At 35.4% G+C, this 23303-nt stretch carries 38 protein-coding genes; 34 read left to right on the top strand and 4 right to left on the bottom strand.

All coding sequences use genetic code 11. From position 1 onward, the window contains the following. Positions 1-160: 160 nt before the first annotated feature. The 3 genes from LDK52_RS10300 to LDK52_RS10290 all read right to left on the bottom strand — a co-directional run bounded on the left by LDK52_RS10300 (position 161) and on the right by LDK52_RS10290 (position 2335). The gene (locus tag LDK52_RS10300) at positions 161-1342 is read right to left on the bottom strand and encodes a site-specific integrase (protein WP_277585875.1); all 1182 of its coding nucleotides are present in this window, start codon (positions 1340-1342) and stop codon (positions 161-163) included. A 99-nt stretch (positions 1343-1441) separates the two neighbouring features. Then, positions 1442-1891, bottom strand: coding sequence for an ImmA/IrrE family metallo-endopeptidase (locus tag LDK52_RS10295; protein WP_277585874.1), 450 nt, complete (start codon positions 1889-1891; stop codon positions 1442-1444). 15 nt (positions 1892-1906) lie between these two features. After that, complete coding sequence (locus LDK52_RS10290; protein ID WP_277585873.1) at positions 1907-2335, bottom strand: helix-turn-helix domain-containing protein; 429 nt, start codon at positions 2333-2335, stop codon at positions 1907-1909. Between the two features lie 333 nt (positions 2336-2668). Here LDK52_RS10290 and LDK52_RS10285 point away from each other — a divergent pair, with 333 nt between their 5' ends. The 4 genes from LDK52_RS10285 (at position 2669) to LDK52_RS10270 (ending at position 3652) form a co-directional block, all read left to right on the top strand. Continuing rightward, positions 2669-2851 carry a helix-turn-helix domain-containing protein gene (locus LDK52_RS10285; protein ID WP_277585872.1) on the top strand — a complete coding sequence of 61 codons (183 nt, stop codon included), beginning with the start codon at positions 2669-2671 and terminating at the stop codon, positions 2849-2851. Positions 2852-2869: 18 nt separating this feature from the next. After that, positions 2870-3046, top strand: coding sequence for a helix-turn-helix domain-containing protein (locus tag LDK52_RS10280; protein WP_277585871.1), 177 nt, complete (start codon positions 2870-2872; stop codon positions 3044-3046). A 97-nt stretch (positions 3047-3143) separates the two neighbouring features. Further along, complete coding sequence (locus LDK52_RS10275) at positions 3144-3416, top strand: hypothetical protein (protein ID WP_277585870.1); 273 nt, start codon at positions 3144-3146, stop codon at positions 3414-3416. Positions 3417-3451: 35 nt separating this feature from the next. Further along, the gene (locus tag LDK52_RS10270) at positions 3452-3652 is read left to right on the top strand and encodes a hypothetical protein (protein ID WP_277585869.1); all 201 of its coding nucleotides are present in this window, start codon (positions 3452-3454) and stop codon (positions 3650-3652) included. Here the strand turns inward: LDK52_RS10270 and LDK52_RS10265 are convergent. Beyond that, on the bottom strand, positions 3633-3881 hold the full coding sequence (locus LDK52_RS10265) for a hypothetical protein (protein ID WP_277585868.1): 249 nt from the start codon (positions 3879-3881) through the stop codon (positions 3633-3635). The two genes, LDK52_RS10270 and LDK52_RS10265, sit on opposite strands and share 20 nt — an antisense overlap. 60 nt (positions 3882-3941) lie before the next feature. Between LDK52_RS10265 and LDK52_RS10260 the strand changes: the two genes are divergently transcribed. The 30 genes from LDK52_RS10260 (at position 3942) to LDK52_RS10115 (ending at position 23297) form a co-directional block, all read left to right on the top strand. Next, positions 3942-4628 carry a Rha family transcriptional regulator gene (locus LDK52_RS10260; RefSeq protein ID WP_277585867.1) on the top strand — a complete coding sequence of 229 codons (687 nt, stop codon included), beginning with the start codon at positions 3942-3944 and terminating at the stop codon, positions 4626-4628. 301 nt (positions 4629-4929) lie between these two features. Beyond that, on the top strand, positions 4930-5112 hold the full coding sequence (locus LDK52_RS10255) for a hypothetical protein (protein WP_277585866.1): 183 nt from the start codon (positions 4930-4932) through the stop codon (positions 5110-5112). Between the two features lie 31 nt (positions 5113-5143). After that, complete coding sequence (locus LDK52_RS10250; RefSeq protein ID WP_277585865.1) at positions 5144-5428, top strand: hypothetical protein; 285 nt, start codon at positions 5144-5146, stop codon at positions 5426-5428. Between the two features lie 41 nt (positions 5429-5469). After that, the gene (locus LDK52_RS10245) at positions 5470-6984 is read left to right on the top strand and encodes an ATPase (protein ID WP_277585864.1); all 1515 of its coding nucleotides are present in this window, start codon (positions 5470-5472) and stop codon (positions 6982-6984) included. Beyond that, complete coding sequence (locus LDK52_RS10240) at positions 6985-7872, top strand: RecT family recombinase (protein ID WP_277585863.1); 888 nt, start codon at positions 6985-6987, stop codon at positions 7870-7872. A 32-nt stretch (positions 7873-7904) separates the two neighbouring features. Continuing rightward, the gene (locus LDK52_RS10235) at positions 7905-8093 is read left to right on the top strand and encodes a DUF6877 family protein (protein WP_277585862.1); all 189 of its coding nucleotides are present in this window, start codon (positions 7905-7907) and stop codon (positions 8091-8093) included. Beyond that, positions 8094-8483 (top strand): YopX family protein, encoded by a 390-nt coding sequence (locus LDK52_RS10230; protein ID WP_277585861.1) that lies wholly within the window; start codon positions 8094-8096, stop codon positions 8481-8483. Beyond that, positions 8480-9232: an MBL fold metallo-hydrolase gene (locus LDK52_RS10225; protein WP_277585860.1), complete on the top strand. Its 753-nt coding sequence runs from the start codon at positions 8480-8482 to the stop codon at positions 9230-9232. Before LDK52_RS10230 ends, LDK52_RS10225 begins: the two co-directional genes overlap by 4 nt. Continuing rightward, positions 9233-9472, top strand: a complete 240-nt coding sequence (locus tag LDK52_RS10220) for a hypothetical protein (RefSeq protein WP_277585859.1) — start codon at positions 9233-9235, stop codon at positions 9470-9472. It abuts the gene before it with no gap. A 16-nt stretch (positions 9473-9488) separates the two neighbouring features. Beyond that, positions 9489-10265, top strand: a complete 777-nt coding sequence (locus LDK52_RS10215) for a replication protein (RefSeq protein ID WP_277585858.1) — start codon at positions 9489-9491, stop codon at positions 10263-10265. Beyond that, complete coding sequence (locus tag LDK52_RS10210; protein WP_277585857.1) at positions 10243-11526, top strand: replicative DNA helicase; 1284 nt, start codon at positions 10243-10245, stop codon at positions 11524-11526. The genes LDK52_RS10215 and LDK52_RS10210 overlap by 23 nt, the downstream gene beginning before the upstream one ends. Before the next feature lie 331 nt (positions 11527-11857). Next, positions 11858-12229, top strand: coding sequence for a hypothetical protein (locus LDK52_RS10205; protein WP_277585856.1), 372 nt, complete (start codon positions 11858-11860; stop codon positions 12227-12229). A gap of 178 nt (positions 12230-12407) precedes the next feature. Then, the gene (locus LDK52_RS10200; protein ID WP_277585855.1) at positions 12408-12941 is read left to right on the top strand and encodes a RuvC family protein; all 534 of its coding nucleotides are present in this window, start codon (positions 12408-12410) and stop codon (positions 12939-12941) included. A 24-nt stretch (positions 12942-12965) separates the two neighbouring features. After that, positions 12966-13505, top strand: a complete 540-nt coding sequence (locus LDK52_RS10195) for a hypothetical protein (RefSeq protein WP_320415360.1) — start codon at positions 12966-12968, stop codon at positions 13503-13505. Positions 13506-13559: 54 nt separating this feature from the next. Next, a complete protein-coding gene (locus LDK52_RS10190; RefSeq protein WP_277585854.1) occupies positions 13560-13961 on the top strand; it encodes a hypothetical protein in 402 nt (133 codons plus the stop codon). Positions 13962-14454: 493 nt separating this feature from the next. After that, on the top strand, positions 14455-14703 hold the full coding sequence (locus tag LDK52_RS10185) for a hypothetical protein (RefSeq protein ID WP_277585853.1): 249 nt from the start codon (positions 14455-14457) through the stop codon (positions 14701-14703). 42 nt (positions 14704-14745) lie between these two features. Continuing rightward, a complete protein-coding gene (locus LDK52_RS10180) occupies positions 14746-15495 on the top strand; it encodes a hypothetical protein (protein WP_277585852.1) in 750 nt (249 codons plus the stop codon). A gap of 119 nt (positions 15496-15614) precedes the next feature. Continuing rightward, a complete protein-coding gene (locus tag LDK52_RS10175; RefSeq protein ID WP_277585851.1) occupies positions 15615-15764 on the top strand; it encodes a hypothetical protein in 150 nt (49 codons plus the stop codon). Positions 15765-15822: 58 nt separating this feature from the next. Continuing rightward, entirely contained in the window at positions 15823-15969 is a 147-nt protein-coding gene (locus LDK52_RS10170; protein WP_277585850.1) for a hypothetical protein, read from the top strand. Positions 15970-15971: 2 nt separating this feature from the next. Further along, a complete protein-coding gene (locus tag LDK52_RS10165; protein ID WP_277585849.1) occupies positions 15972-16307 on the top strand; it encodes an HNH endonuclease in 336 nt (111 codons plus the stop codon). A gap of 150 nt (positions 16308-16457) precedes the next feature. Next, complete coding sequence (locus tag LDK52_RS10160) at positions 16458-16793, top strand: P27 family phage terminase small subunit (RefSeq protein WP_277585848.1); 336 nt, start codon at positions 16458-16460, stop codon at positions 16791-16793. Continuing rightward, complete coding sequence (locus LDK52_RS10155; RefSeq protein WP_277585847.1) at positions 16786-18465, top strand: terminase TerL endonuclease subunit; 1680 nt, start codon at positions 16786-16788, stop codon at positions 18463-18465. Before LDK52_RS10160 ends, LDK52_RS10155 begins: the two co-directional genes overlap by 8 nt. Before the next feature lie 63 nt (positions 18466-18528). Continuing rightward, a complete protein-coding gene (locus LDK52_RS10150) occupies positions 18529-19635 on the top strand; it encodes a phage portal protein (RefSeq protein WP_277585884.1) in 1107 nt (368 codons plus the stop codon). Then, complete coding sequence (locus LDK52_RS10145) at positions 19616-20353, top strand: head maturation protease, ClpP-related (RefSeq protein WP_277585883.1); 738 nt, start codon at positions 19616-19618, stop codon at positions 20351-20353. The genes LDK52_RS10150 and LDK52_RS10145 overlap by 20 nt, the downstream gene beginning before the upstream one ends. A gap of 26 nt (positions 20354-20379) precedes the next feature. Further along, a complete protein-coding gene (locus LDK52_RS10140; RefSeq protein WP_277585846.1) occupies positions 20380-21537 on the top strand; it encodes a phage major capsid protein in 1158 nt (385 codons plus the stop codon). Between the two features lie 21 nt (positions 21538-21558). After that, a complete protein-coding gene (locus LDK52_RS10135) occupies positions 21559-21897 on the top strand; it encodes a Rho termination protein (RefSeq protein ID WP_277585845.1) in 339 nt (112 codons plus the stop codon). A gap of 5 nt (positions 21898-21902) precedes the next feature. Further along, a complete protein-coding gene (locus tag LDK52_RS10130) occupies positions 21903-22220 on the top strand; it encodes a hypothetical protein (RefSeq protein ID WP_277585844.1) in 318 nt (105 codons plus the stop codon). Next, the gene (locus LDK52_RS10125; RefSeq protein WP_277585843.1) at positions 22207-22548 is read left to right on the top strand and encodes a phage head closure protein; all 342 of its coding nucleotides are present in this window, start codon (positions 22207-22209) and stop codon (positions 22546-22548) included. The genes LDK52_RS10130 and LDK52_RS10125 overlap by 14 nt, the downstream gene beginning before the upstream one ends. Then, on the top strand, positions 22549-22953 hold the full coding sequence (locus tag LDK52_RS10120; RefSeq protein WP_277585842.1) for an HK97-gp10 family putative phage morphogenesis protein: 405 nt from the start codon (positions 22549-22551) through the stop codon (positions 22951-22953). Beyond that, positions 22950-23297, top strand: a complete 348-nt coding sequence (locus LDK52_RS10115; protein WP_277585841.1) for a hypothetical protein — start codon at positions 22950-22952, stop codon at positions 23295-23297. The genes LDK52_RS10120 and LDK52_RS10115 overlap by 4 nt, the downstream gene beginning before the upstream one ends. Positions 23298-23303 lie beyond the last annotated feature (6 nt).

Here is a 23303-nt window from a genome sequence, read left to right as displayed (position 1 = left end):
GGATGGTCCCGACTGGTCTCGAACCAGCGACCCCCACCTTGTCGAGGTGAATTAAAATCGAAGGAATGTTGTTGTAGAGGCTTTTGTAGTTGTTTTTATTATCGCCATTAAAACTAATAATCATTATTTAACCCCGTTTTTAACCCCAATTTAACCCCAATCATTTATTGAGGGATTTTGGTTGAAACAGACTTTCAAATGTATCGGCTGCAGCTTGATCAGCAGAACGTAATGCATGGCCATAAGTATCCATCGTGATTTTAATATTCGCATGCCCTAATCGTTCTGAAATTATTTTCGGGTGTACACCCTGAGCAATTAATAGACTTGCAGATGTGTGACGTAGATCATGCAATCGAATGTATTGTAGATCTAATCTTTTAGCGAATTTATTCCACCAGTGAGTTGCAGAAGATGGATGTGCATAAGTTCCATTACGTTGATGGAATAACCATTCACGTTCGGTTTCCGTCCAATTCTTCGCCTTTAATTTTTCTTGCACCCAATGAATACGATACTTTCTTAACTCGTCCATAACAGATGCTGGGAGCGAAACAAGACGATTAGAAGAGTCAGTTTTAGTATCTTTGATTTCTGTTTTTCCGTCAGCTGATACAATACTTTCATGTATGTCGATTCGACTATTTTCGAAATCAATATCGGACCATTCAAGAGCTAAGTTTTCTCCACGTCTAATCCCTGCGATAATCGCAAGTATGGCAAACACGCGCCACTTGAAAGGTTCCCCATTCAGAGCATTAAATATGACGGCAACTTCTTCCTCTTCATATGCACTCACTACTTTTTTATTTCTATTCTTAGGTTTAGTTACACCATCTAGAGGATTCTTAATAAGTACCTTCCATTGAACGGCATATTTAAAAATACTTCGTAATGTTCTATAAACATCAAATTTCGTGTAGAAAGATAGTTCTACACTGCTTCCATCTTTCCTTTTCAAGCCATCCATAAGTGACTGCAACATCATAGTGTTGATTTCGTCCATTCGCACATGACCAATAACAGGTAAAATGCTATTTACCAACTTAGATTCATAATTTGCAAAAGTAGTACTAGAGAGCTCTTTCATTGCAAATTTTACTAACCATTCATTTGCGAATGCTGAAAATAACATTTTTTCTGGTAAAACATAATTACCAGATAAGACTTCCTCTTTAAATTTCAGATATTCACGATCCAAATACTCTTTTAACTGTTTAGGAGTATATTTTTCTATAATAGTTATAGACTTCCGCTCTTTCGGATATTTACCTTCAGCGTTTTTAGGTAAGTAAACAGTGAAACGATACGAACTTTCTCCTCTTTTTTCAATGTTAGCCACGTTATTTCTCCTTTCTAATACATCGTTAGGACAACTAATTTATTAGTATTTTAATTTCTGTAATAGACGACGCCTCCTTTAATAAGCACAAGTGTTCTTTTATAGATTAAATTTTTTTTCATCTAAGTATTTTAAATATAAGAGCTCCTCTGGAATCCCTTTTTCTTTGATAACATCATGGATGTTATAATCTGAATAGCTTAAATTTGAAAAAAATTCATCAGGCAATAAGAGCTCAACTGCAAATGTATTAGCCTCTATTTCTAATCGGTCTGTAGAGAATAGAGTGTTCTTTTTTAGAAAAATAGTGCTTGTATTAGGGTGTTGCACAGCATGTCCAAGTTCATGCGCACAAGTAAAATATTGTTGTATGTATGGTAAGTTTTCATTAATATGTATAACCTTAGTTCGGTGAGTTCTACTATAGTAGCCATATGCTGATCCTAAGGGTTCGAATACAACGAGTACCCCTAGTAGATCGGTCAGCTTAAAAGGGTTCCTCGTTCCATACTTTTTAATTAATCTCTTTACAATTTCATGAATTTCCACCAAAATCACCGCACCTTAATCTCTGTATTTTTTAGGTGTGAATTTCTGTTTTGCCATTTTCTTCGTCAATTTTAGTGTATTCCCCCATGAATTTATCAACAATTGTCTATCTTCCTCATCTAATTCATCTAAGATTCTTCCGTCAAAAGCTGCAAAAGCGCTATCCACATCGTCTCCATCAATTATCTTTTTGAGCTCTTTTTGTATATCTTGTTCATCTTTTTCGGTTAAATCGTAATAACGTTTCTTGTCTGTGCGACCTAAAATATAATCAGTACTAACATCAAAGTAATCAGCAATAGCTTCTAATTTATCTGATGATGGTTTCTTTCCACTATTTAATGAGTAGAAGTAATTTTCGCCATATCCTAGTTTAATAGCAACGTCTTTTATATTTAATCCTCTTTCATTAGACAACAATTTTATTCTTTCAAATATCGTCATATCAACGGTTTCTCCTTTATTACGAGAAAAATAATTAAATAGAGTAAAAACGGTTGACTTTATTACTCTATAGAGTTATTATTATCCCATAAGCTAAGTTATTCGCTAAAAGTCAACAAAAAAAGACAACCTATCAAAACATTTAAACGTTGGGGAACGGTTAAAAATGTGATTCTTACAGGCTTTTGAAGTCTTATTTAGCTATGTCTAAATATTACTCTATAGAATTATTTAAGTCAATATAATTAGTTAATAATTTAGCTTATTTTTTCTTTAGCGCTGTGTTACCGAGCCAATGACGGTATGAATTAAACGAAATGAGGAGGTTAGGTAATGCCAGAAGACTTGGGAGTACAAGTAAGAAGTGAACTTTTTAAGCGAAAAATGAAACAGAACGAACTTGCAGATTTAGTAGGAATTTCAAATGCATATCTATCGGATATTATCCGCGGACGTAAAGATGGTCCGAAAGCACAAGAACATATTAAGCATATACGAAAGATTTTATCTATCTAAGAGAAGGAGAGGTTGATCTTGGTAAGAATCACTTTAACGGTAAACGAAGTTGCGGAGTTGTTAGGAGTTTCAATTACAACTATTTATACAATGGCAAGGCTCCATGAAATCCCTCATAAAAAAATACGTGGACGAGTTTTGTTTCATAAAGAAACTATTGAAAAATGGTTTACCAATGAAGAGGTAGCTCAATGACACCAATAGCAAACTTAATAATCTTCGGTTCACTTGGTTTATTAGCATATTGGAGCATGAGGAAGATTTGGAAATCACTCTAAGGGAGGTTATAAGTGTGGAAGAAAGTTACCTAGTTGTAAAAGTTCGCAAAAAATACGAGTCGCAAGAAAGCGAAATTAAATTACCTCTTTGGCTAAGTGAAAGGGATAAGAAAGCGATAATAACTGCAATAAAAAAAGACACTCCCATTTTGATATCAGGTAAGCAAGGACCGACCGGCAAGTCGTACTTAAAAAATATGCTTACAAGACAAGGTGCCAAAGTTTTTGAAGAATGGAAGTGTCAAAAAATAGTTTTGAATGAAATTATAATTTCTGAATTGCTTTAGTCGATTTGCAAATAACTATAGGGGAGGTAAAGCAAATGAAGAAAATACAATTAACAGATGGACTTCCAGTTGATATAAAAAAAGCAATCCAAAGCGTACCTGTAAGAAAATTGACCGAGGATATTATTTCTATTAGTCAACAAAGCGGTTTGAATTATACAGAAATAAATAAAGCCCTCTATCTAGCAGATAAAGGACTTTACGAAAAAGTAATTACTAATCCTCAAGCTTTTTGATAAGACTTTCTAAGGAACTTTCTTTTGAGGATTCTATTTCAAACAATTCATATTGTTCCTGATTGGCTCCTACAACATAAGTGGTATTGTAGTACGCTTGTCCATTATTTAAAGTATCGATCATTTTAGTACCAACATGTAAAAGGGTCCAGCCTTTTTGTAAAAGATCATTAGCACGAGAATTTGCTGCATCATCATCAAATTCTAATGTATAAACTATTTTATCCAAATTTATCACCATCCTTTCTGTAAATAGTTTAACAGATTGAAAATCAAAGGAGGAAACACATTGGACATTATTAATATTAACGGTCAGTTAGTAACGGATAGTCGGGACGTAGCTGAAATGGTAGGAAGAACTCATGATAAAGTAATTCGTGATATCCGCAATATAACAGAACATTTAGGTGACACCAAAATTGGCGAGTCGTATTTCATCGAATCAACTTACATGAATTCGCAAAACAAAGAGTTGCCTTGTTACCTATTAAGTAAAAAAGGTTGCGAACTATATGCAACTAGAATGACAGGAGAAAAAGGTACACGATTCGCAATGAAATATATCGAACAGTTCAACAAAATGGAACAGGAATTAAATAAACCAATTAACAGTTTGGAACTAGCATTACAAGCAGCACTAAAGCATGAGCAAGAAATTAAAGGCATTAAATCAGATGTGGACTATCTAAAAGGAAGTATGCGGATTGATTCTTTACAACAACAAGAGATACAACAAGAAGCTAAAAAATCAATTGTACATGCTCTTGGTGGGAAAGATTCTAATGCGTATATAGAAATCAGCAAAAAGGCATTCTCTGCATTCTGGAATGAATTTAAACAGTATTTCAAGGTTCCTAGATACGGAGATATTCCGAAAGTAAAACAGGAAGAAGCAATTCGTTTCATTCGATTATGGAGACCTTCCACAACTTTGCAGATGGAAATTGATAGTTGTAATAGTCAAATGACACTTTAAAGGAGGTGAGAACTTGGAAACTATAGGGAAAAATTGTAGTCGTTGCGGTTCGAATGTTCTTAAAAGCGATAACTACTGTTCGTACTGTAGGAAGCCAAATAATCTTAAAACCAAAATAAGAGAATCTGATTTTAAATTATCACTATTTGTTTTAATAGTATCTATTTTGGTTCTAATTCTTACTTTAAGTAATTGAGAAGGAGATGAAGTAATTGAAATCCAAACAAAATAAATGGTTATCCATTCCATTAGAACTAAGACTTGTGTTGATTAGTAATGCGATTAAAGGAGGTTTTAGTAAATGACACATTACGCTGTTGGACAATCCACTAATACAGTTTATGCAAAAGGCACAAAAGCTGATTGTTTGCGGAAGTTGCATGCAGAATTTCCGTCTTTCACAAATAGAAAAGGAAATTTGAAAGAATTCGGAAAGGCTATAGGTTCGATATTACCTGAAACTGTGATGATTATTCGGAAATAACGTAAACCATTAATTTATAAGGAGGAGAATCATGGTCACATTACCACCAGCTGAAAAGATTGCAGATGTAGCTCATGCTAATCGTCAAGTATTTATTAAAGAAGTATTGGAAGGTCCAGTATTTAAAAGTATGGTACGTGGGATTGAAGAAGCTGCAATATCCGGTAAAAACCACTACGCTTTTCAATTAGTTGAGATAGAGAGTAGTGAAACACGTGAAGTACTTCTTGACATGCTTAATCTAGCAGGGTATAAAACGGATTATTTTATTGGTAACCGAATCACAATCTCATGGGGCACAGAGGATAAAAAATAGACCACTCTGCAAAGTGGCCTAAAGAAAGGATTGAATTGAAATTGCAAATTAAATTTAAAGAGTTGGTAATAAAGAATTTCAAAAGTCACCAGGATATCAAAGTTAACTTTGGCGAGAGAACGGATATCCTTGGTGACAATGCTCAAGGAAAATCATCCCTTGGTGAATCTATTTCATGGCTATTATACGGCACAGATACCCTTGGTAGCAAATTAGATCCGACACCAGTTACCTACGAAGCAGATGAAACATTGGTTTCACTATTACTTAATGTGGATGACAAAGACTTACTTCTTGGCCGTGAATTGAAAAAAGGTAAAGCAAAGTACTACATCAACGAAGTTCCTTCTAAAGCAACAGAATTCAATGAAATATTAGATCAGTTATTCGACAAAGATTTGTTTTTATCGCTGTTCATTCCCACTTACTTTTTTACTTTACATTGGGAAAAACAACGCAGCATGGTTTTGCAGTATATAACAGCACCAGTTAATAAAGAAGTGTTTAAAGGGTTGCCGAAACTACAAGCAGACAAATTATCTGTATTGGTTAAAAAGCATTCTTTAGATGATTTGGAAAAGATTCACCGCGCAAACAAGACCAAGCTAGATAAGCAGTATATAGCAGCACAAAGCCGTACTAAGACATTAAAGGAACAACTGGAACAACAATCTCCAACTGTGCCATTAGAGTCCTTACAAGCGGAATTAAGTCAATTTGTAAAAGAACGAAATGCTATTGAAGAAGTAACAGATAAGGCGCAAACCACTAATCACAGAATTAATATGTTGCAGACCCAAATTAATGCGATGATGCAAGATCGTGAATATATCAAAAAGCAATATGAATCATTAAAGGCAGAAGAACTACAGGACACATGTCGTGTCTGTAAACAACCACTTAAAGATGAGTCAATTGAGGCTGTAAAAACTGAAAAAGAACAACGTGTAGGACAAGTCAAAGAAAAGTTCCAAGATGTCGTGAACAAACGTAAAGCACTGGAAGAAGAACTTAATAAACTTGAATCTGTGGATGTGTCGGAGCAACTTGAAAAAGCAAGAGCGCTTCAAGAAAAGATTAATCCTATCGAATACGAAATTTCTAAGTACAAACAGATCAAAACTTTGGAAGAACAGGTTAATTCTGCAGAGACAAGTGAAAAAGAAACACTTAATTCACTTAACAATTCCATTTTCATTATTGATGCTATTAAAGATTTCCACGCTAAAGAAGCTGAATTGCAGGCTGAAAAAGTACAGGGCTTATTCGAGAATCTGTCGATTAAACTCTTTGAAACTGTGAAAACAACTGGGGAAATGAAGCCGACATTTGAAATTCAGATGGATGGCAAGGATTATCGTAAATTATCACTTTCAGAATCTATCAGAGCAGGACTTGAATTAAGAGACGTACTTTCTCAACAAAGTGAGATCATTGCTCCTTGTTTTGTAGATAATGCTGAATCTATTACGAAGTTTAAAGAACCAAACGGCCAATTAATTTTAAGTCGTGTTGTAGCGGGACAAGAACTAACAATCGAAAGCGAGGAAAAATAAATGACAAAGAGTCAACTACCATCATTAACACCAGAAATCACAGAAGCATTTGCACCTGCAGTAATCGAGGTTATGCGTAATTCAGTCGCGCCAACAGCTAACGATCAGGAGTTTTTACTCTTTGCGCATAAGGCTGCATCATACGGGTTGGATCCATTCAAAAATGAAATTTTCTTTATCAAGTACGGAAGTACAGCACGTATTCAGTTTGCTGCTGAAGCATATTTGTCGAAAGCACGTGAGCAAGAAGGCTTTCAAGCTCCTGATACTCAAATGGTTCATGAAAATGATGAATTTAAAATTGCTATGAATAAAGAAACTGGAACCATGGAAGTAACTTTGCATGAAATTGGATTTCCAAGAGGAAGAATTATCGGAGCATACTCCATTGCTCGTCGTGAAGGTTATCCTCCAGTAACCGTAATCGCAGATATCGACGAAGTTGCTCATATGTTCACAGGACAAAACAAAGACAACTGGAATAAGTGGACAAGCGACATGTTCGGAAAACACGTGCAGCAAAGAGCATTAAAAAAACAATACGGACTTTCATTTGATGATGAAACGATCTCTCATAATGAAGACCCAAAGATTCCAGAATACCGTGAACGAAAAGATATAACTCCAAAACAAGAAGTAATCGAAGAGCCGAAACAAGAAGAAAAATCCCAAGCAGATCTTTTGCGTGATGAAATAAACACAAAATTTAAGCAGTTAGGAATTAAAAGCAACAAAGATGCTTCAGAATGGCTGCTTGTTAATGCTCCGGATGTAAACCCGAAAACAGCAACTGAAGCTGAAATGGTAGGCCTAATTGAGTTGCTTGATATGAATATTGAGATGTTGCAAATCCATCAAGAACAAACTAATGATGATTCGCTTGACTAAAACTATGAAACTTCTAATAGGAGGATGCTTAGATGTCTCATGATGAAGTTGCAGAACATATTAATATACTTGTTAGTAATCATGACTTTCCAATATCGGTTCTTCAGGACGTTAAAAGTCGATTAAGTGATAGCCAATGTGTTCACTACCACGCTCAACAATTGCGTTATTTAGATAACTTGGTGAGTGCTGGGTTAGTGAAGAAAAGGAGTGAATGCTAAGTGAGAGAGGTTAAGTTTCGTGGTTTAGATTTAATGACTGGCGAATGGGTTTATGGAAAATTACTTAACAGTAACTTTTCATCTTTCATTGTAATGATGGTCAATACAATAGGTGGAGACGGAATATCATCACTTGTTTATCACCAGGTAGACCAGGAATCTATTGGGCAATACACAGGTCTCATAGACATAAAGGGAAATCAAATATACAACGCTGATTTAATCAAAGATGATGAAAATTTCTTATGGGAAGTGATTAACAAGCAGGGTGCTTTTTATGCTAAGTGTGATGATTTGTTGGCAGAACAATTACTTTCATCAGTAAATTTATTCGGAACTGATATAGGTAACGTATACGAGCATCCAGAACTGATAGAGGAATCGTTATGAAAGTGGACATCTTGGCCAGTGGGTCCAGTGGTAACTGTATAGCAATTACTAGTGGTGAGAAAACAATTTTAATAGATGCAGGGATAGCAAAAACGAAGATAGAAAAGCGACTTTTGGAAGTCGGCATAATGCCTAACAACATTGAAGCTATTTTTATCACACATGCGCATGGGGATCATATTAAAGGTCTGACACTTGCCAATAAATATAATATTCCTGTTTATGCCGGTGAAGGAGAATGGAAATCCATTATAGGCGTGGAGGATGAACTAGTTCGTGAAATTGGTATCGGAGGCATCTTTGGTTGCCCCGGGTTTATAATCATTCCATTTGACGTTCACCACGATTCACATAGTCCAAAAGGATATGTAATAAGAACAAATGATGAATTAAAGGCAAGTCAAGTTTCTATCTGTTTAGATACGGGCCATGTAGATTCGACAATGCTTAATACAATGAAGAATTCGGATGTTTATATCATCGAAAGCAATCACGAACCACGAATGGTAGAAGCTTCAAATTATCCAAACAGTGTTAAGGCTCGAATAGTTTCACACATTGGCCATCTAAGTAACCAGCAAACAGCTGAAGCTCTTACAAAGCTAGTTCGTGGTAATGGCGAGAAAATATACCTGGTGCATTTAAGTAGTCACAACAACATGGCAGCTCTTGCGAAAATGACTACAAAAAGAGAGCTACTGAAGACAGGTTATGTCGAAGGTGAACACTATGAATTGGAGGTAGTTTAAATGCTATCAAACAATGAACATGTAGCGAATTTAGCAAATATAGCCGTGAAATTGCTTATTGAAAATACGGAACTGAAAAGACAGATAGAAACTAACAAAATCCAAAAAGTTTCTTCAGCTGTTGCAGTTCATATCGATAAATGGCTTAACCAAGAATATCATTGTTCAAGCGAACAGGAAGACATAGAGAAATTTTCAAAAGAAATCACAACGTTCATACACAACGAAATGAAAAATTGAACAGGAATGATGCCAAATGGCAAATCCACAACTAAATAATGGTCACACACGGATTGCCAATGAAATCTTTGAACAAATGATGAAGACCAATCTCAATGGCACTCAGTTCCGTTTGGTGATGGCTATCTGGAGATATACTTACGGCTTTCAACGAAAAGCTAACGAAATGTCTACTAGCTTTTTAGCTAAAGTAATTGATGCTAATAGAACTCAAATAAATAGAGAACTAAGTGCATTGATTGATAGGAACATAATTACGGTCATTGGGATTGGTTCAAAAGGAGCGAGAGTAATGGGATTTAATAAAAATCACAAAGAGTGGGATGAGCAAGCGCCAACAAAAGAGGTTGTCCCAGAAATTCCGGTGCCAACTAACAAGATTAAAAAGCTCAAATATGACGAAGAAAACACTTACTACAAAATGGCCGTTTACTTCTTCGGAAGAGTTGAAAAGGTTGCAAATGATGCTGGTATATCCCATCTAATTAAAAAATCAAATATGCAGACCTGGGCTGACGATATGCGAAAACTTATTGAAGTAGATGAGTTAGACAAGCATTTAGTAAAAGAGGTCATGGATTGGGTTACAGAAGATTCTTTCTGGAGAACTAATGTATTATCTGCAAAGAAATTGCGTGAAAAATTTATGGAACTAGCAATTAAAATGAATGCTGAAAAGAAACCTGGACCACCAAAACAGAAACCATATCATGATCCTCGTGATAAAGAAATAGCGTTACAAAAGTGGATTTCTGAAGGGAATGATCCGGATGAATTCGATTGGAGCAAATGATTATGAGATTGAAGCTGAGCAATCTGTATTAGGAGCTGTTTTCTTAGATTCTAACGTTTTAGACGATATCTCTTTTTTGGAAACAAGAGACTTCCTAAGTGCCCGGCACCAACAAATTTATAAAGTCATGAAGTGGTTGAGTGATCGTAATAAGCCTGTTGATATTGTAACTGTCGCAGAACTCTATATACAGCATAATCGAATGGATGAAGTAAGCATCTCTTATTTAAGTGAAATAGCTAATTCCGTACCTTCAACTACACGAGTGGTTTCATATGCTCAAATTGTGCGCTCTAAAGCGATTCGCAGACGTGGGGCTGATGTGGGTCATAAAATAGCTGATATGTTGCATGAAGACTTTGAATCTGACGAAGAATATTTTTCGGAAATTGAAAAACTTATTTCAGAGGTTAGACCCCAAGACGATGGGAAAATGCAGAGTTTGACAGAATCACGCCAGAGCTATTTCGATCATCTATTAAAGGGGGCGGAATTCGTGCCCACTGGATTTAAAAAATATGATGAATGGGCTCATGGATTGTGGCGAGGTTGGTTATTCGTTAGTGCTGGACGTCCAAGTGTTGGTAAAACCGCAATGCTCTTACAGAGAGTGATGGGTGTAGCGGAAAGTGGACCCGTACTTGTTTTCTCACAGGAAATGGACAAGAACCAGTTATTTGATCGGATGATCTCAAGTAGAACAGGAATAGCTTACGGCCGTATAAAAAACAAAGAATTAAATGCAGAAGAATTGGGAATGGTTGAACTTGCATTTAAGGATTTGGAAAAACTTCCAATCTATGTTCAAGATTCTAGCGGGGTCACAATTGAAGAGGTAAGGGCGACGGCAAGACGATTCAAGCGGCGCCATGGACAGTTGGCAATGATTGCGGTTGATTACTTACAAATCATGAATATACCCGAAACGAGAAATGGCACAAGGGCCCAAGCAATCGGAAAAGTAACATCAACCGCCAAGAATATTGCTCGTGATATGAACTGTTGCTTTATGATGCTTAGTCAAATGACAAGAGATAGTGACAATTTTAAAAAGCCACAGTTATCTCATCTAAAGGAATCATCTTCAATTGAACAAGATGCAGATGTCGTTGAGTTTTTATGGCACGATCCAGCTGACTATGTTCAAAAAGGTAAAGTCATTCAACAGTTTATAGCAAAAGGTCGTGACATAGGCATGAATGAATTCAAATTATTGTTTATGGGTTGGAAGCAAAAGTTTATTGAGCTTGAAAAACAGTAGACACATAAAACGAATTAAAGGAGTCATTTAAAACTCCCTTAACATTATTTGAAAAATTCGTAGAAACCCATATTCATAGGAAACGCCCAAATTAAGAAACTAGCTATAATTCCAAAACCGAAAAGATAGTTTGCAAATTCTTTGGACCATGACTTTGATATTACTCTACAAAGAAACGCTATTATTGACATAGTAATTATCAATACAATGATTGGCCCTATATATTGGGTTGCGTTTATATCAACATTTTCAAATAAATTCAATACACTCACCACCTAATAATATTCACTATATAAATAGTACTACAAATTAATTAAAAAGGAGAATGAATATGGAGAATTTGAAGTTATCCCAATTAAATGATGACGTAGAAATTTCATTGGAAGAATCACACTCTGTAATGACGGTAGAGCAAGTAAAACGTGAAATCTTAGAATTGAATGAGGAGCATCATTTAGCTGGTGAATGGTACACAGTGAATAGAATAAAATGGGAACCTTGTGCTTTGTCGATGGTCACTCAGTACGTTGAAGATCAAGAGGACGATATGTACGAAGATTGGGGAGAACAAGCTTTAAAACACATTTCAACCGAAGTAATCCAGCAAATTCAAAAACTTCTTAACGAGGCTATTAAAGGCAGTAGTGTTAACGATGTATGGAAATATGATATTCCAGTAGAAATTGATGTTTTTCCGAAATAATACGCTGAACATTTCGACCAAACTATGAGATTAAAGGAGAATGAGCATGGCAACATTAGATATTTGCAAAGTGTGCGAACAAGCAGAATTAGTTAATGATGAAAAAGTATGTGCAAGTTGTAATCATCCAAATTGATATTGCACCGTTCGGCCATACAGTTCCTGAAGGAGGGATAATGTGAGATTCATAGGATTAGATCCATCAACCAAAACGGGGTTTGTTGCTCTTGATGAAGATGGCCAAGTTTTAAAAGCAAAAGAATTAACAGGCGTTGGTTCAAAGGATCCTGTTCGCATGATTACGATGATTGACGATATAGCAGCACATATTCAAAAAGAAGACATTATTGTCATTGAAGGATTCGGATTTGCTACTCAACAAGGCATTCAGCTAGGTGGTATCGGTTGGGGCATAAGAATGATGCTTGCAAGACGTGGCTTTAAATATATTGAAGTATCACCTAGCCAAGTAAAGAAGTTCGCTACAGGCAAAGGAAACACCAAAAAAGAAGATATGATTCTACCATTGTTCAGACACTGGAGATTCGAGCATTCTAGCGATAATGTACGAGATGCGTATATATTGGCACAAATCGCAAAAGGGTTAAAAACTTTTGATGCAAATATTTTAACAAACGAATTTACAAACTACCAATCAGAAGTATTGGCAGCTATCAATAATCCACCTGTGAAGAAAAAGAAGGCAAAATAAAAACATTAAAGGGAGCGAATAAACATGTCAAAAATCGAATTAACCGTATTATTCAAGAAAATCCAAAAGGATGATAAAAAAGAAGTACTGGAGTTTCACGTGCAAGGTGATGAACTAGATTATTCAGATGATCTTGTGCAACTTGCAGGAAGTATTGCAATACTAGAAGTGAAATCCAGTGAAGCTGGTAAACTACCAGTAGAATTCAAGTCAATCCAACGCGATAGCAAAAAAACTACATTGAAATTTAATGTTCGTGGAGATAGTGATAAAAAGGTGATTAAACTTTATCCGTTTGCCGGAAGAAATGTGACGTTGTTTCTCGAAGCATCTCAAATATCCCTTGAAGAATTTGAAGAACAAGGTGAAGGCATTGAATACAACATTAACAACGATGGGACTGTCGAAGTGCCGGATGGCCAAATCAATATGGAAGAAATAAATGAAGTGGATGAAAAAGAAGAGATCCATTTTGCAGATGAAGAGGAAGACAACGGAGAAGAAAAGGAAGAGTCTCTCTTTGCAGATAAAGAAGAAGATCATGGAGACGATCTACTAGATTAATATTGTTGCCCTGGTTGATTCCAGGGTATTTTTTTGAAAAGGTAGGTGCGGTATATGTATGAATGGCTGAAAGACTATCGAAGAATTGAAATAGATATTATCGAGTTAGAAAATTCGATAGCCCGTTCAAAACGTGAGTTAGGGCGGTGGACAGGTGGCGACTTAATGGGAGTCAAGTTATCCGCTGAAAGTAATGGAGCGCAATTGGAAGAAATAATTTTTTCTTTAGAATTTAATCTTGCTCACAAAATGAATGACTTAATTGACATTAAGCGGATGGTTCAGAAATTTAATTTAGTAGATACAAAGATTTTATACGGTAGATATATCGAAGGGAAAACATTTGATGAAATAGCGGATGAAGTTGGGTATAGCAAAGGGACCATATATAACAAACATGCCATGTTGATGAAGCTTGTAGGTTATTTAGACGAACTGACATCTACTATTGATTGAATTTAATTTCATCTTCATTAAATCAAAATGAACTGAATGATTCTATTGTATAAACCGTTTATAGTAAGAGTATAAAGAACCGACAAAAATTATAATTTATATCACAAAATCGACGAGGGGAAACCTTGGTCGATTCTTTTTTTGTTTATTTTATTTACTAAGATCTAGTAGGTTGTCGCTAATTAGAGTACACCTTCTTTGTCGCTAATTAGCATACAGTAGTGTCGCTAATTAGAGTACAGTGATGTCGCTAATTAGCGTACAGTGAACTGAGTTCCTTCATTAGAGCGTTCATCCTAAAGAAAACATTAAAGAAAACATTAAAGAAAACTTACTAGCAAATGAACTTTGCTAGGGAGGATGTTGATTAATTAATAGTAAATAGAAATTAGTCATTATCCCTAAATTATGAAATAGCATTATTAAAAAGAAACGAATGTTCTATTTTATGTTATGATATTCATTATCTAATTCGAAGGGATAGTGATGGATAATGAAAGTAAACGATATGGATAAGTATCAACTTACAGAAGCTATGAAGAGTGTAATAACGTATCTTGTAGATCCTAATACTTCTATACATGATATACCCGAGGAACATTATAAAGAAATAATTGCTATACCGACAGATGATGACGGATATGTCCATAAATATTATTTTACAGATGAAGCCAAAATGCTTATAGAGATTATTATCGATATGATAGATAGAACAAATTATTTCGAGAAGAGATTCGGTTAGTGACAAACATTTCCAATCACATTATGATTAAAGTGGAGGGAGATGAAAGAGATGAATAGTGTTTCTTATGAAGGTCCATTTTGGAGAAGTAATGGTTCTATTCTTGCATCAAATCAGTTAGTGGATGAGTTATTCCATTATATGAGTAAATGGGTATTAAATAAAGAAGGTAAGCTGACTCGGGAGCAAAAGATTGAAACGTGGAATATAGACATTCAGGAAAATGAAGAATTAAATAACTATCTATTAAAGATTCCGGCACCTTCATATTCATCTAGATCAAAAAATACTTGTGATTTAATAATGTTGATGTGCGCCATTCATTTAGAAGACCAGGTGAATCAATTTTTAGTATTCAACATAAATGAATCTATTGTAAATGCCATTGATAGAATGAGTTCTGTTCAGAAATTAGAAATTGCATTGGCAGTATTAAATCAAGAAAACTTTAAAGGTACACATATTCACCAAAAGTTAAAAGATGTTATGGATTGGCGTAATAAATATGCTCATGGGAAATTAGATGATATGCCCAAACAAGAGACTCTAAGAAAAACTCACCTAGAGCACATGCCAGATCAATACCCTAACTTGCAAGATTACGTAAAGAAACTTATCGAAATTATAAACAACACTTATGACGTTGCAGAATATTTAATTTCAATTAGTACCCACGAGTATACTAGTTTGCGTTCAAGTGAATTAATACAATTACATGGGCATAACAAAATGATTAAAAAGTTCTATGAAAAATATATTATTAATGTAGAATCAATTGATGATTTATACTAATCCTGGAACACAATTTCATTTTGTATAAATGAAAGAAGATATCTTTACTATTTTTAATAGATAGAGGTCACATCCAATCGGGTGTGGCTTTTTATTATGCATAAAAGGTGGTGAGGTCTATGTTCAAATCCATTCACAGGTTCTTTTCTTTATTAGAAATGTCATTAGGTGGTGCAGAAGGTTGTATCAAAGCAGAGTGTAATAACTATTGTGGTTCTTCTCCATCTCAAGCATTGATGTTTATTATGTCTAATCAAGAAAGGAAGTGATCCATTATCTGTGAGCTATCACTTGAATAGTAAATAGGATTGTGTGGAGGGATGAAGAATGACAGAAGAGTTATATGTATATGACGAAACGTCTGGACATTTGTTCTGTAAATATTGCGGAAGGAACTACTTAGCCAAAGAACATAATGAAGATTGTCAAAGTATTAATCATGAACTGCCAAAGCAATCCAAGGATAGTGATTAACATTGTCTGAATACAAATCAATAGAACAAAAAGCAAAGTTCTATAACAGTTATGCATGGAGAAAGTTATCCAAACACATTAAACAACGTGACAACAACGAATGCCAGGAGTGTAAGCGTAACGGTAAAGTTTCCGTTGATACCAATGAATACAGCGAGAAAGCAAAGCGAAAGAAAATCAAACTCGTGGTCCATCACATTAAAGAACTCGAGCATCATCCAAAGCTTGCACTCGACACTGACAATCTTGAAACAGTTTGCGTTGATTGTCATAACAAAGAACATGATCGTTCATTCGAAAAGAAGATAAACAAATGGGAATCTGACGAGAGGTGGTAAGGATTATGAAAATAAAAATTAAAAAAATAAATTTATTACCCCCCCTCAAATTATTTTGAAGAAAAACTTTTGGCCCTACACCGGTTGGAGTCTGTTCTGTCCAGATTTTTAGAGTAAAACACGATTCACGCGAGAGGGGGGAGGGGTAATTTGACAATTAGAAAATTAGAACTCCAATTAATGAGTCGAATAGATCAAGATGATTTGATTGAAGTGAAAAAGATTAAACGGTATATCCAGTTAATTAAATTGGACATAGCTTGTGATGCTGCAATAAAAAAAGACGGAGCAACTATTACTATAGAAAACGGCACCCAGCGGTTTATTAAAACGCATCCGGCCATGACCGAAAAAATGAAAATTAATACACAGTTGATTGCATTGGAAAAAACGTTCAACTTTACAAGTGAAGGAGATGCCCCTTCCCCTACTGCGTCAACTGTGGAAGAAAAAGAAGAATTTACGGATGCTGATTTAGTTGATTAGTAATAAGTATGTAGATGAATATATTCAGCTTTATAAATCTGGAAAGATAAAACTAAATAAAGAGCGGATCCAGCTGATTGAATATTTGCAAGACCATGTATTGAATCGGAATGATTTGTATTTCAATGACGAAATGATTGAGAACTGTATTAAGTTTGGTGAAAAGTGGTATTTTCCACTGCAGCCTTTCCAAAAGTTCTTGATAGCATTCGTCTTTTTATTTTTCACTAAGAACGATCGTGTGTTTTATAGAAAACATTTCTGGATGATTGGTCGTGGAGCTGGTAAGAACGGTTTGATTTCCGTGATTACTCATTTCCTAATTAGTCCTCTTCATGGAATACGTGAATATAACGTCTCTATCGTTGCGAATAGTGAAGAGCAGGCAAAGACCTCATTTGATGAAACATACGGCGTAATCGGTCGAAATAGCACCTTAAAAGCGATGTTCGCACGAACGAAAGAAAAAATTACAAATAAGAAAACAGAATCCGTTTTAAAATTCCGTACATCGAATGGTGAAACGAAAGATGGTTTGCGTGATGGTTGCGTTGTCTTCGATGAGACTCATCAATTCGAAAGTAATAAAGATGTGCGAGTACATATTTCTGGTTTAGGTAAAAAGCCAAATCCACGAGAATTTTATATAGGTACAGACGGATATGTACGTGATGGATTCTTAGACAAGATGAAAGAAAAGGCAATAAAGGTTTTACGTGGAGAAGCGAGAACAAATGCTTTATTCCCCTTCATATGTAAATTAGATGATGAATCAGAAATTGACGATGCATCGAATTGGGAAAAATCGAACCCTATGTTATGCGAACCTCTTAGTGGCTATGCTCAAGGTTTATTCGATACCATTCAAGAGGAATACGATGACTTAGAGGACGACCCTTCCAATCGTGAAGAGTTTATGACTAAACGTATGAATTTGCCGATAACTGATTTAGAAAAATCAGTAGCTAAATGGGAAGAAATTATCGCTACTAATCGACCTATACCAGAAGATGATTTAATTGGTCGTGAATGTATCGGCTGTCTAGATTATGCATCTATTCGTGACTTTGCAGCATGCGGATTGTTATTTAGGGATAATGGTGATTATATTTTCAAAACGCATTCATACGCCCGTAAAGAATTTGTTGATAAGTTCTATAGTTATTCGAAAAAGCATGATTCTGAAATGGCTGGGAAGAAAAAATTTGCACCTATCGGTAAATGGGAAGAAGATGGTCTTCTTACTGTTATTGATGCGGAAACAATAGACCCGAATGCAATTGTGCAATGGTTTGTGCAGATGCGTGAATTATATAATATCAAAAAAATCATTGCTGATAATTTCCGAATGGAATCATTGAGACCTCTCTTTGAAGCTGAAGGATTTGAAGTAGAAGTGGTGAGGAATCCAAAAGCCATCCACAGTTTATTAGCTCCACGTATTGAGATGGCATTTGCAAACAGAAAAATTATATGGGGAGATAATCCCTTAATGAATTGGTACACAAACAATGTCCTTGTATCAATTAAAAAAGATGGCAACAAGGAGTATTTGAAAAAAGAACCGATACGCCGTAAAACAGATGGCTTCCAAGCTTTTGTACATGGACTATACAGAGCAGACGAGATTGTGGAAGTCAGCAGTTTCTTCATCGGTGATATTGATTTCTAAAGGGGGTGATAAAATTTGGGATTCTTAGATGTAATTTTTAAACGTAACAGTGAGTTAGGCTTTATGTTTGATGCAGAGTTATTTCAACAAACTTCTAATCGAGTTCATATGAAAAAACTTGCGATAGATACATGTGTTTCTTTTATTGGACGCACTATTAGTCAATCAGAGTTTAGAGTGAAAAATGGTGATACGTTCGTTAAAGATGAATTGTATTACCGCTTAAACATAAGGCCAAATAAAAATCAGACTGCAAGTACATTTTGGCAAACGTTTATTCAAAAGCTCATTTATGAAAACGAATGTTTAATTATTCAATCGGATGAGGGCGACTTGCTAATTGCTGATGATTTCACACATACCGAATATGCGGTATATGATGATATATTTTCAAATGTGGTTGTGAAAGGTTTCGAGTTCAAAAGAACATTTAAACAAGAGGATGTAATTCATTTACGTTATAGCAATGAAAAGTTAGGACCATTGATTGATAGTTTGTTCGTGGATTATGGAGAACTTTTTGGAAGAGTATTAGCATCTCAAAAACGAAAGAATCAAATTCGTGGAACTGTTGATATGGATATGATTTCAGCGAAAACAACAGAGCAACAAGCGAAACTACAAGAGTTTATCAATAATATGTACAAAGCTATCGATACAAAAGATGTCGCTATCGTTCCTCAACAAAAAGGGATTAAATACGAAGAAGTATCAGCTAATGGATTATCTGGACAAAGCGTTGATGAAATTAATAAAGTGTCAAACGGATTTTTAGATCAAATTGCATTTGCCCTCGGTATTCCTGTCAGTCTTTTGCGTGGTGATATGGCAGATGTAGAAAAACAGACGAAGAACTATATGTTTTTCACTATTGCTCCTTTGTTAAAAAAAATAAAAGACGAAGCTAATGTGAAGTTTTTTGATCAAAAAGAATACCTTTCAGGGAAATGTATCGAGATTAGAAAAGCTTCCTATCAAAATATTTTTGACTTGGCCACTGCAGTCGATAAGCTTCGCGCATCCGGGATGTTCACTGGTAATGAATTAAGAAGTGAATTAGGTTTTGAAAGGGTTGACGATCCATTGTTAGATAAATATGTAATAACGAAGAACTATCAAGAAAGTTCAGAAGCACTTAAAGGGGGTGAAAATAGTGACAGTGAAACGTAAATTCGGCTTCAAAAATCAACAACATAATAAAGATTTATCAAGCATTCCGCATAACTTTGCAGTAAATCACGATGTTGAAAATGGAGTTTCAGAACTGACAATATACGGTGATATAGGTGATTCGTGGTGGTGGGATTCTACTTCTGCAGTAGATGTAGACAATGCTCTAAAAAATGCAGGTGACAATGATTTAATCGTTCGTCTTAACAGTCCCGGTGGTTCGGCTTTTGATGGTATTGCCATTTACAATCGGTTAAACGACCATAAAGGCAAAGTTACTATTCATGTCGATGGTTGGGCGTGTTCAGCGGCATCCGTCATTGCTATGGCAGCGGACGAATTAATTATGGGAGCAGGTGCCATGTTAATGATTCACGAAGCATCTACTATTGTCTGGGGTAATAAAGGCGACTTTAGAAAAGAAGCTGAATTGCTAGAAAAACTGGAAGACGGCATTATTGATATTTACATGACAAAGGCAAATATTACCCGTGAAGAAATTCGCGATATGGTCAATGCTGAAACTTGGTTTAGTGCGAACGATGCTTTAGAAATCGGATTTGCCACTTCCACATCATCAACTGTGGAAGACAATGAAGAAATTACTAATTTAAAATCACAAATGCAAGCGATTCAAAATGAACTAGATCAAATTAAAAATAAAGAACCCGAAAAGCCAACTCCTGTTAAACAAAACAGAGCAGTAAGGCTTTTTTAATTACACAAAAATGGAGGAATTAAACAATGACAATTAAATTCAACAAATCAGAAAAATTTCAAAATGCAAAAATTGCATTAACAGCGGTGCTATCAAAGGAAAATGTAACAGAAAAAGAAACAACTGAAGCATACGAAAATTATTTCGATGCACTCCAAACAGAGGTAGCTTCAGCAATTACTAAAGAAGTAAATAACGAGATGCTTGACCGTTCAATTCTTCAACAACGTGGTCAGAATGTATTGACTTCCGAAGAAACAAAATTCTTTAATGCTGCAGTTTTAGAAGGTGGATTTACTGATGAATCAATCCTTCCTGTAACTACTCAAGAACGTGTATTTGAGGATTTAACTACAGAACATCCCTTACTTGCAGCGCTCGGACTACAAGATCTAGGAGCAGTTACACGTTTTATTACTTCGGATGCTACTAAGACTTTTGCTTGGGGTAAATTATTCGGTGACATAAAAGGACAAGTTAATGCAGCATTTGGTGAAGAAACGATCAGCCAATTCAAACTTACTGCATTTGCAGTTATTCCAAACGATATGTTAGAACTTGGTCCAGTTTGGATTGAACGTTTTGTACGTACACTTCTAGTTGAATCCTATTCTGTAGGATTGGAATTTGGTTATGTAAACGGGAGAGGTCCTGGGGTAAACGAACCAGTAGGATTACTAAAAAATGTTGATCCTGATACGAGTGCTGTCACTGACAAAGTATCGTCTGGCACATTAACTTTCGAACCTTCAGACAAAGGAACAATTGTAGCTGGAGAACTTTACGGCGTTGTTAAAGCTTTATCAACTGATGCTGATGGCAAATCTCTTAAAGTATTAAACAAAGTTGTTATGGTAGTAAATCCAATTGATGCAATCGGAGTTCAAGCACGTAATACTATTCAAACTGCTAATGGTCAATGGATTATGGCTCTTCCGTACAATATTCAAGTTGTTGAATCCGAAGAAATTCCAGTAGGAAAAGCAGTATTCTTTGTAAAAGGTCGTTACTTAGCTGCTATTGCAGGTGGTTACAAGTTGAAGAAATTTGATCAAACATTGGCTATCGAAGATGCAACGCTTTACACAATCAAACAATTTGCAAATGGTAAACCAAAGGATAATAAGGCAGCACTAGTCTATGATCTAGAAATTGACTTTACACCAGAAATACCAACGGTTTAAATTTGAGAGGAGTAGATGAAAATGGGATACAAAGTAAAAAATAAATTTAAAGATAAATTCGATAACAATACACTTTATAACGCAGGTGACGACTATCCAAAAGGTGATTATAAGCCTACTGAAAAACGTATTGACGAATTATCTAAAGAACATTCGTCTTATAAACGTGTTTTCATTGAAAAAGTGGAAACAGATGAAGAAATAGCGAAGCGAGAGGCAGAAGAAACCGCAATCGCCGAACAAAAAGCTAAGGAAGAGGCAGAGGCAAAAGCAAAAGCCAAAGCAGATTCAAAGGAAATAGAAGAAGTAAACAAGCCTGCAGCTAAGAAACAGGTAAAAGATTCAAATAACAAGGAGTGATGTAGATGAACATCACAAAGGAAAGTATTACATCCGAAATCTTAATAGAATTTAAAGAAAGGATGCGTTTAGGGGATGAGGAAGATAACAACCTAAAACGTATCCTTTTATCGTCCCTACAAGCATTGATTAAAGTTTGTGGGGATTATGATATTCTAACTGACGAAACGTTTAAAGAGCTTGTTTTTGAACGTTCTCGTTATGCCTATAATGACTCATTGGAATATTTCAATGATAACTTTCTAAGCATGATTAATAGTTTAGGAATCGCAAAAGCTTTGGATGAAATTGCATTAGAAGGTGATGTAAATGCAGAAATTTAAATACAAACCTAAAGTTAATACAGGGAACTTACGGCATCGGATAACCTTTCTAAAACCACCAGGCGAAATAGTAAATGGGTGGCCATCCAAAGAATGGTCAGAGCATGTGACTGTGTGGGCTGAAATTAAAACATTAAAAGGCGCTCGATTATTTGAAGCTGCAGCTGTTCAAATGCAAGATATGAAAACTTTCGGATGTCGTTATAGAGAAGATTTAAATGACACCATGCGGATCCGTCATAAAGGACAAGATTATAACATTGACTCTATGACCAATGACGATGAAAGAGATGAGTATTTCACCATTCTTGTTCGGGAGGTGCTTTGATTGGAATTACAATTAACAGGATTACAAGAGACTCTTCAAAACTTAAGTAGCTTAAATATATCGGAGCAACTAGAAAACAAAGCATTAAACAAAGCCGGTAAAATTACACAAGTTGCAATTATTGCTGAAGCAAACTTTGGTGGTCGCTCTGATGGAGTAATCAAGGAGAATATCAAGCTAAAACGTCCTAAAGATGGCGAGGTTGTCATCCACACAGGAAAAGCCTATCACTCTCATATACTTGAATTTGGACGAAGTGGAGGTTCCACAATAACCAAGGGTGGCAAGAAAGTCACTTGGGGGAAAATTAATCCTAATCCATTTTTCTCTAGAGGATACGAACAAAGTAAATCAGAATCTATGAATGCAATAATTGAAGAAATTCAAGGAGCATTAGGTCTATGAGAGATATAGTTGATTTGGTTTCTTCCACACTTACAAGCATTGGTGTTAAATCTGCATTTCAATCATATCCACCAGGACCAAATGGTTTACCTTCTGAATATGTAACTTTTTTAGAGTATACGTCAAATCCTGCATTAGAAGCGGCTGACAAGGAAATAGAAACCGAGAGACTAATACAAGTAAATGTGTGGTCAAAGGGCAACTATCATCAGCTTGTGGAGGACATACGCAAGAAATTAGAACAAGTTGGATTTCAAAGGACTTCAGAATTCGATGCACCATATACAGACGGCGATTCGCACTTTAATAAAGTGTTGCGATTCGCTTTTTTTGATGAATATTAAAAATCA

It is taken from the genome of Psychrobacillus antarcticus, from assembly GCF_029533155.1.
Classification (GTDB): Bacteria; Bacillota; Bacilli; order Bacillales_A; family Planococcaceae; genus Psychrobacillus; species Psychrobacillus antarcticus.
This window is presented reverse-complemented; position numbering and strand designations above follow the sequence as displayed.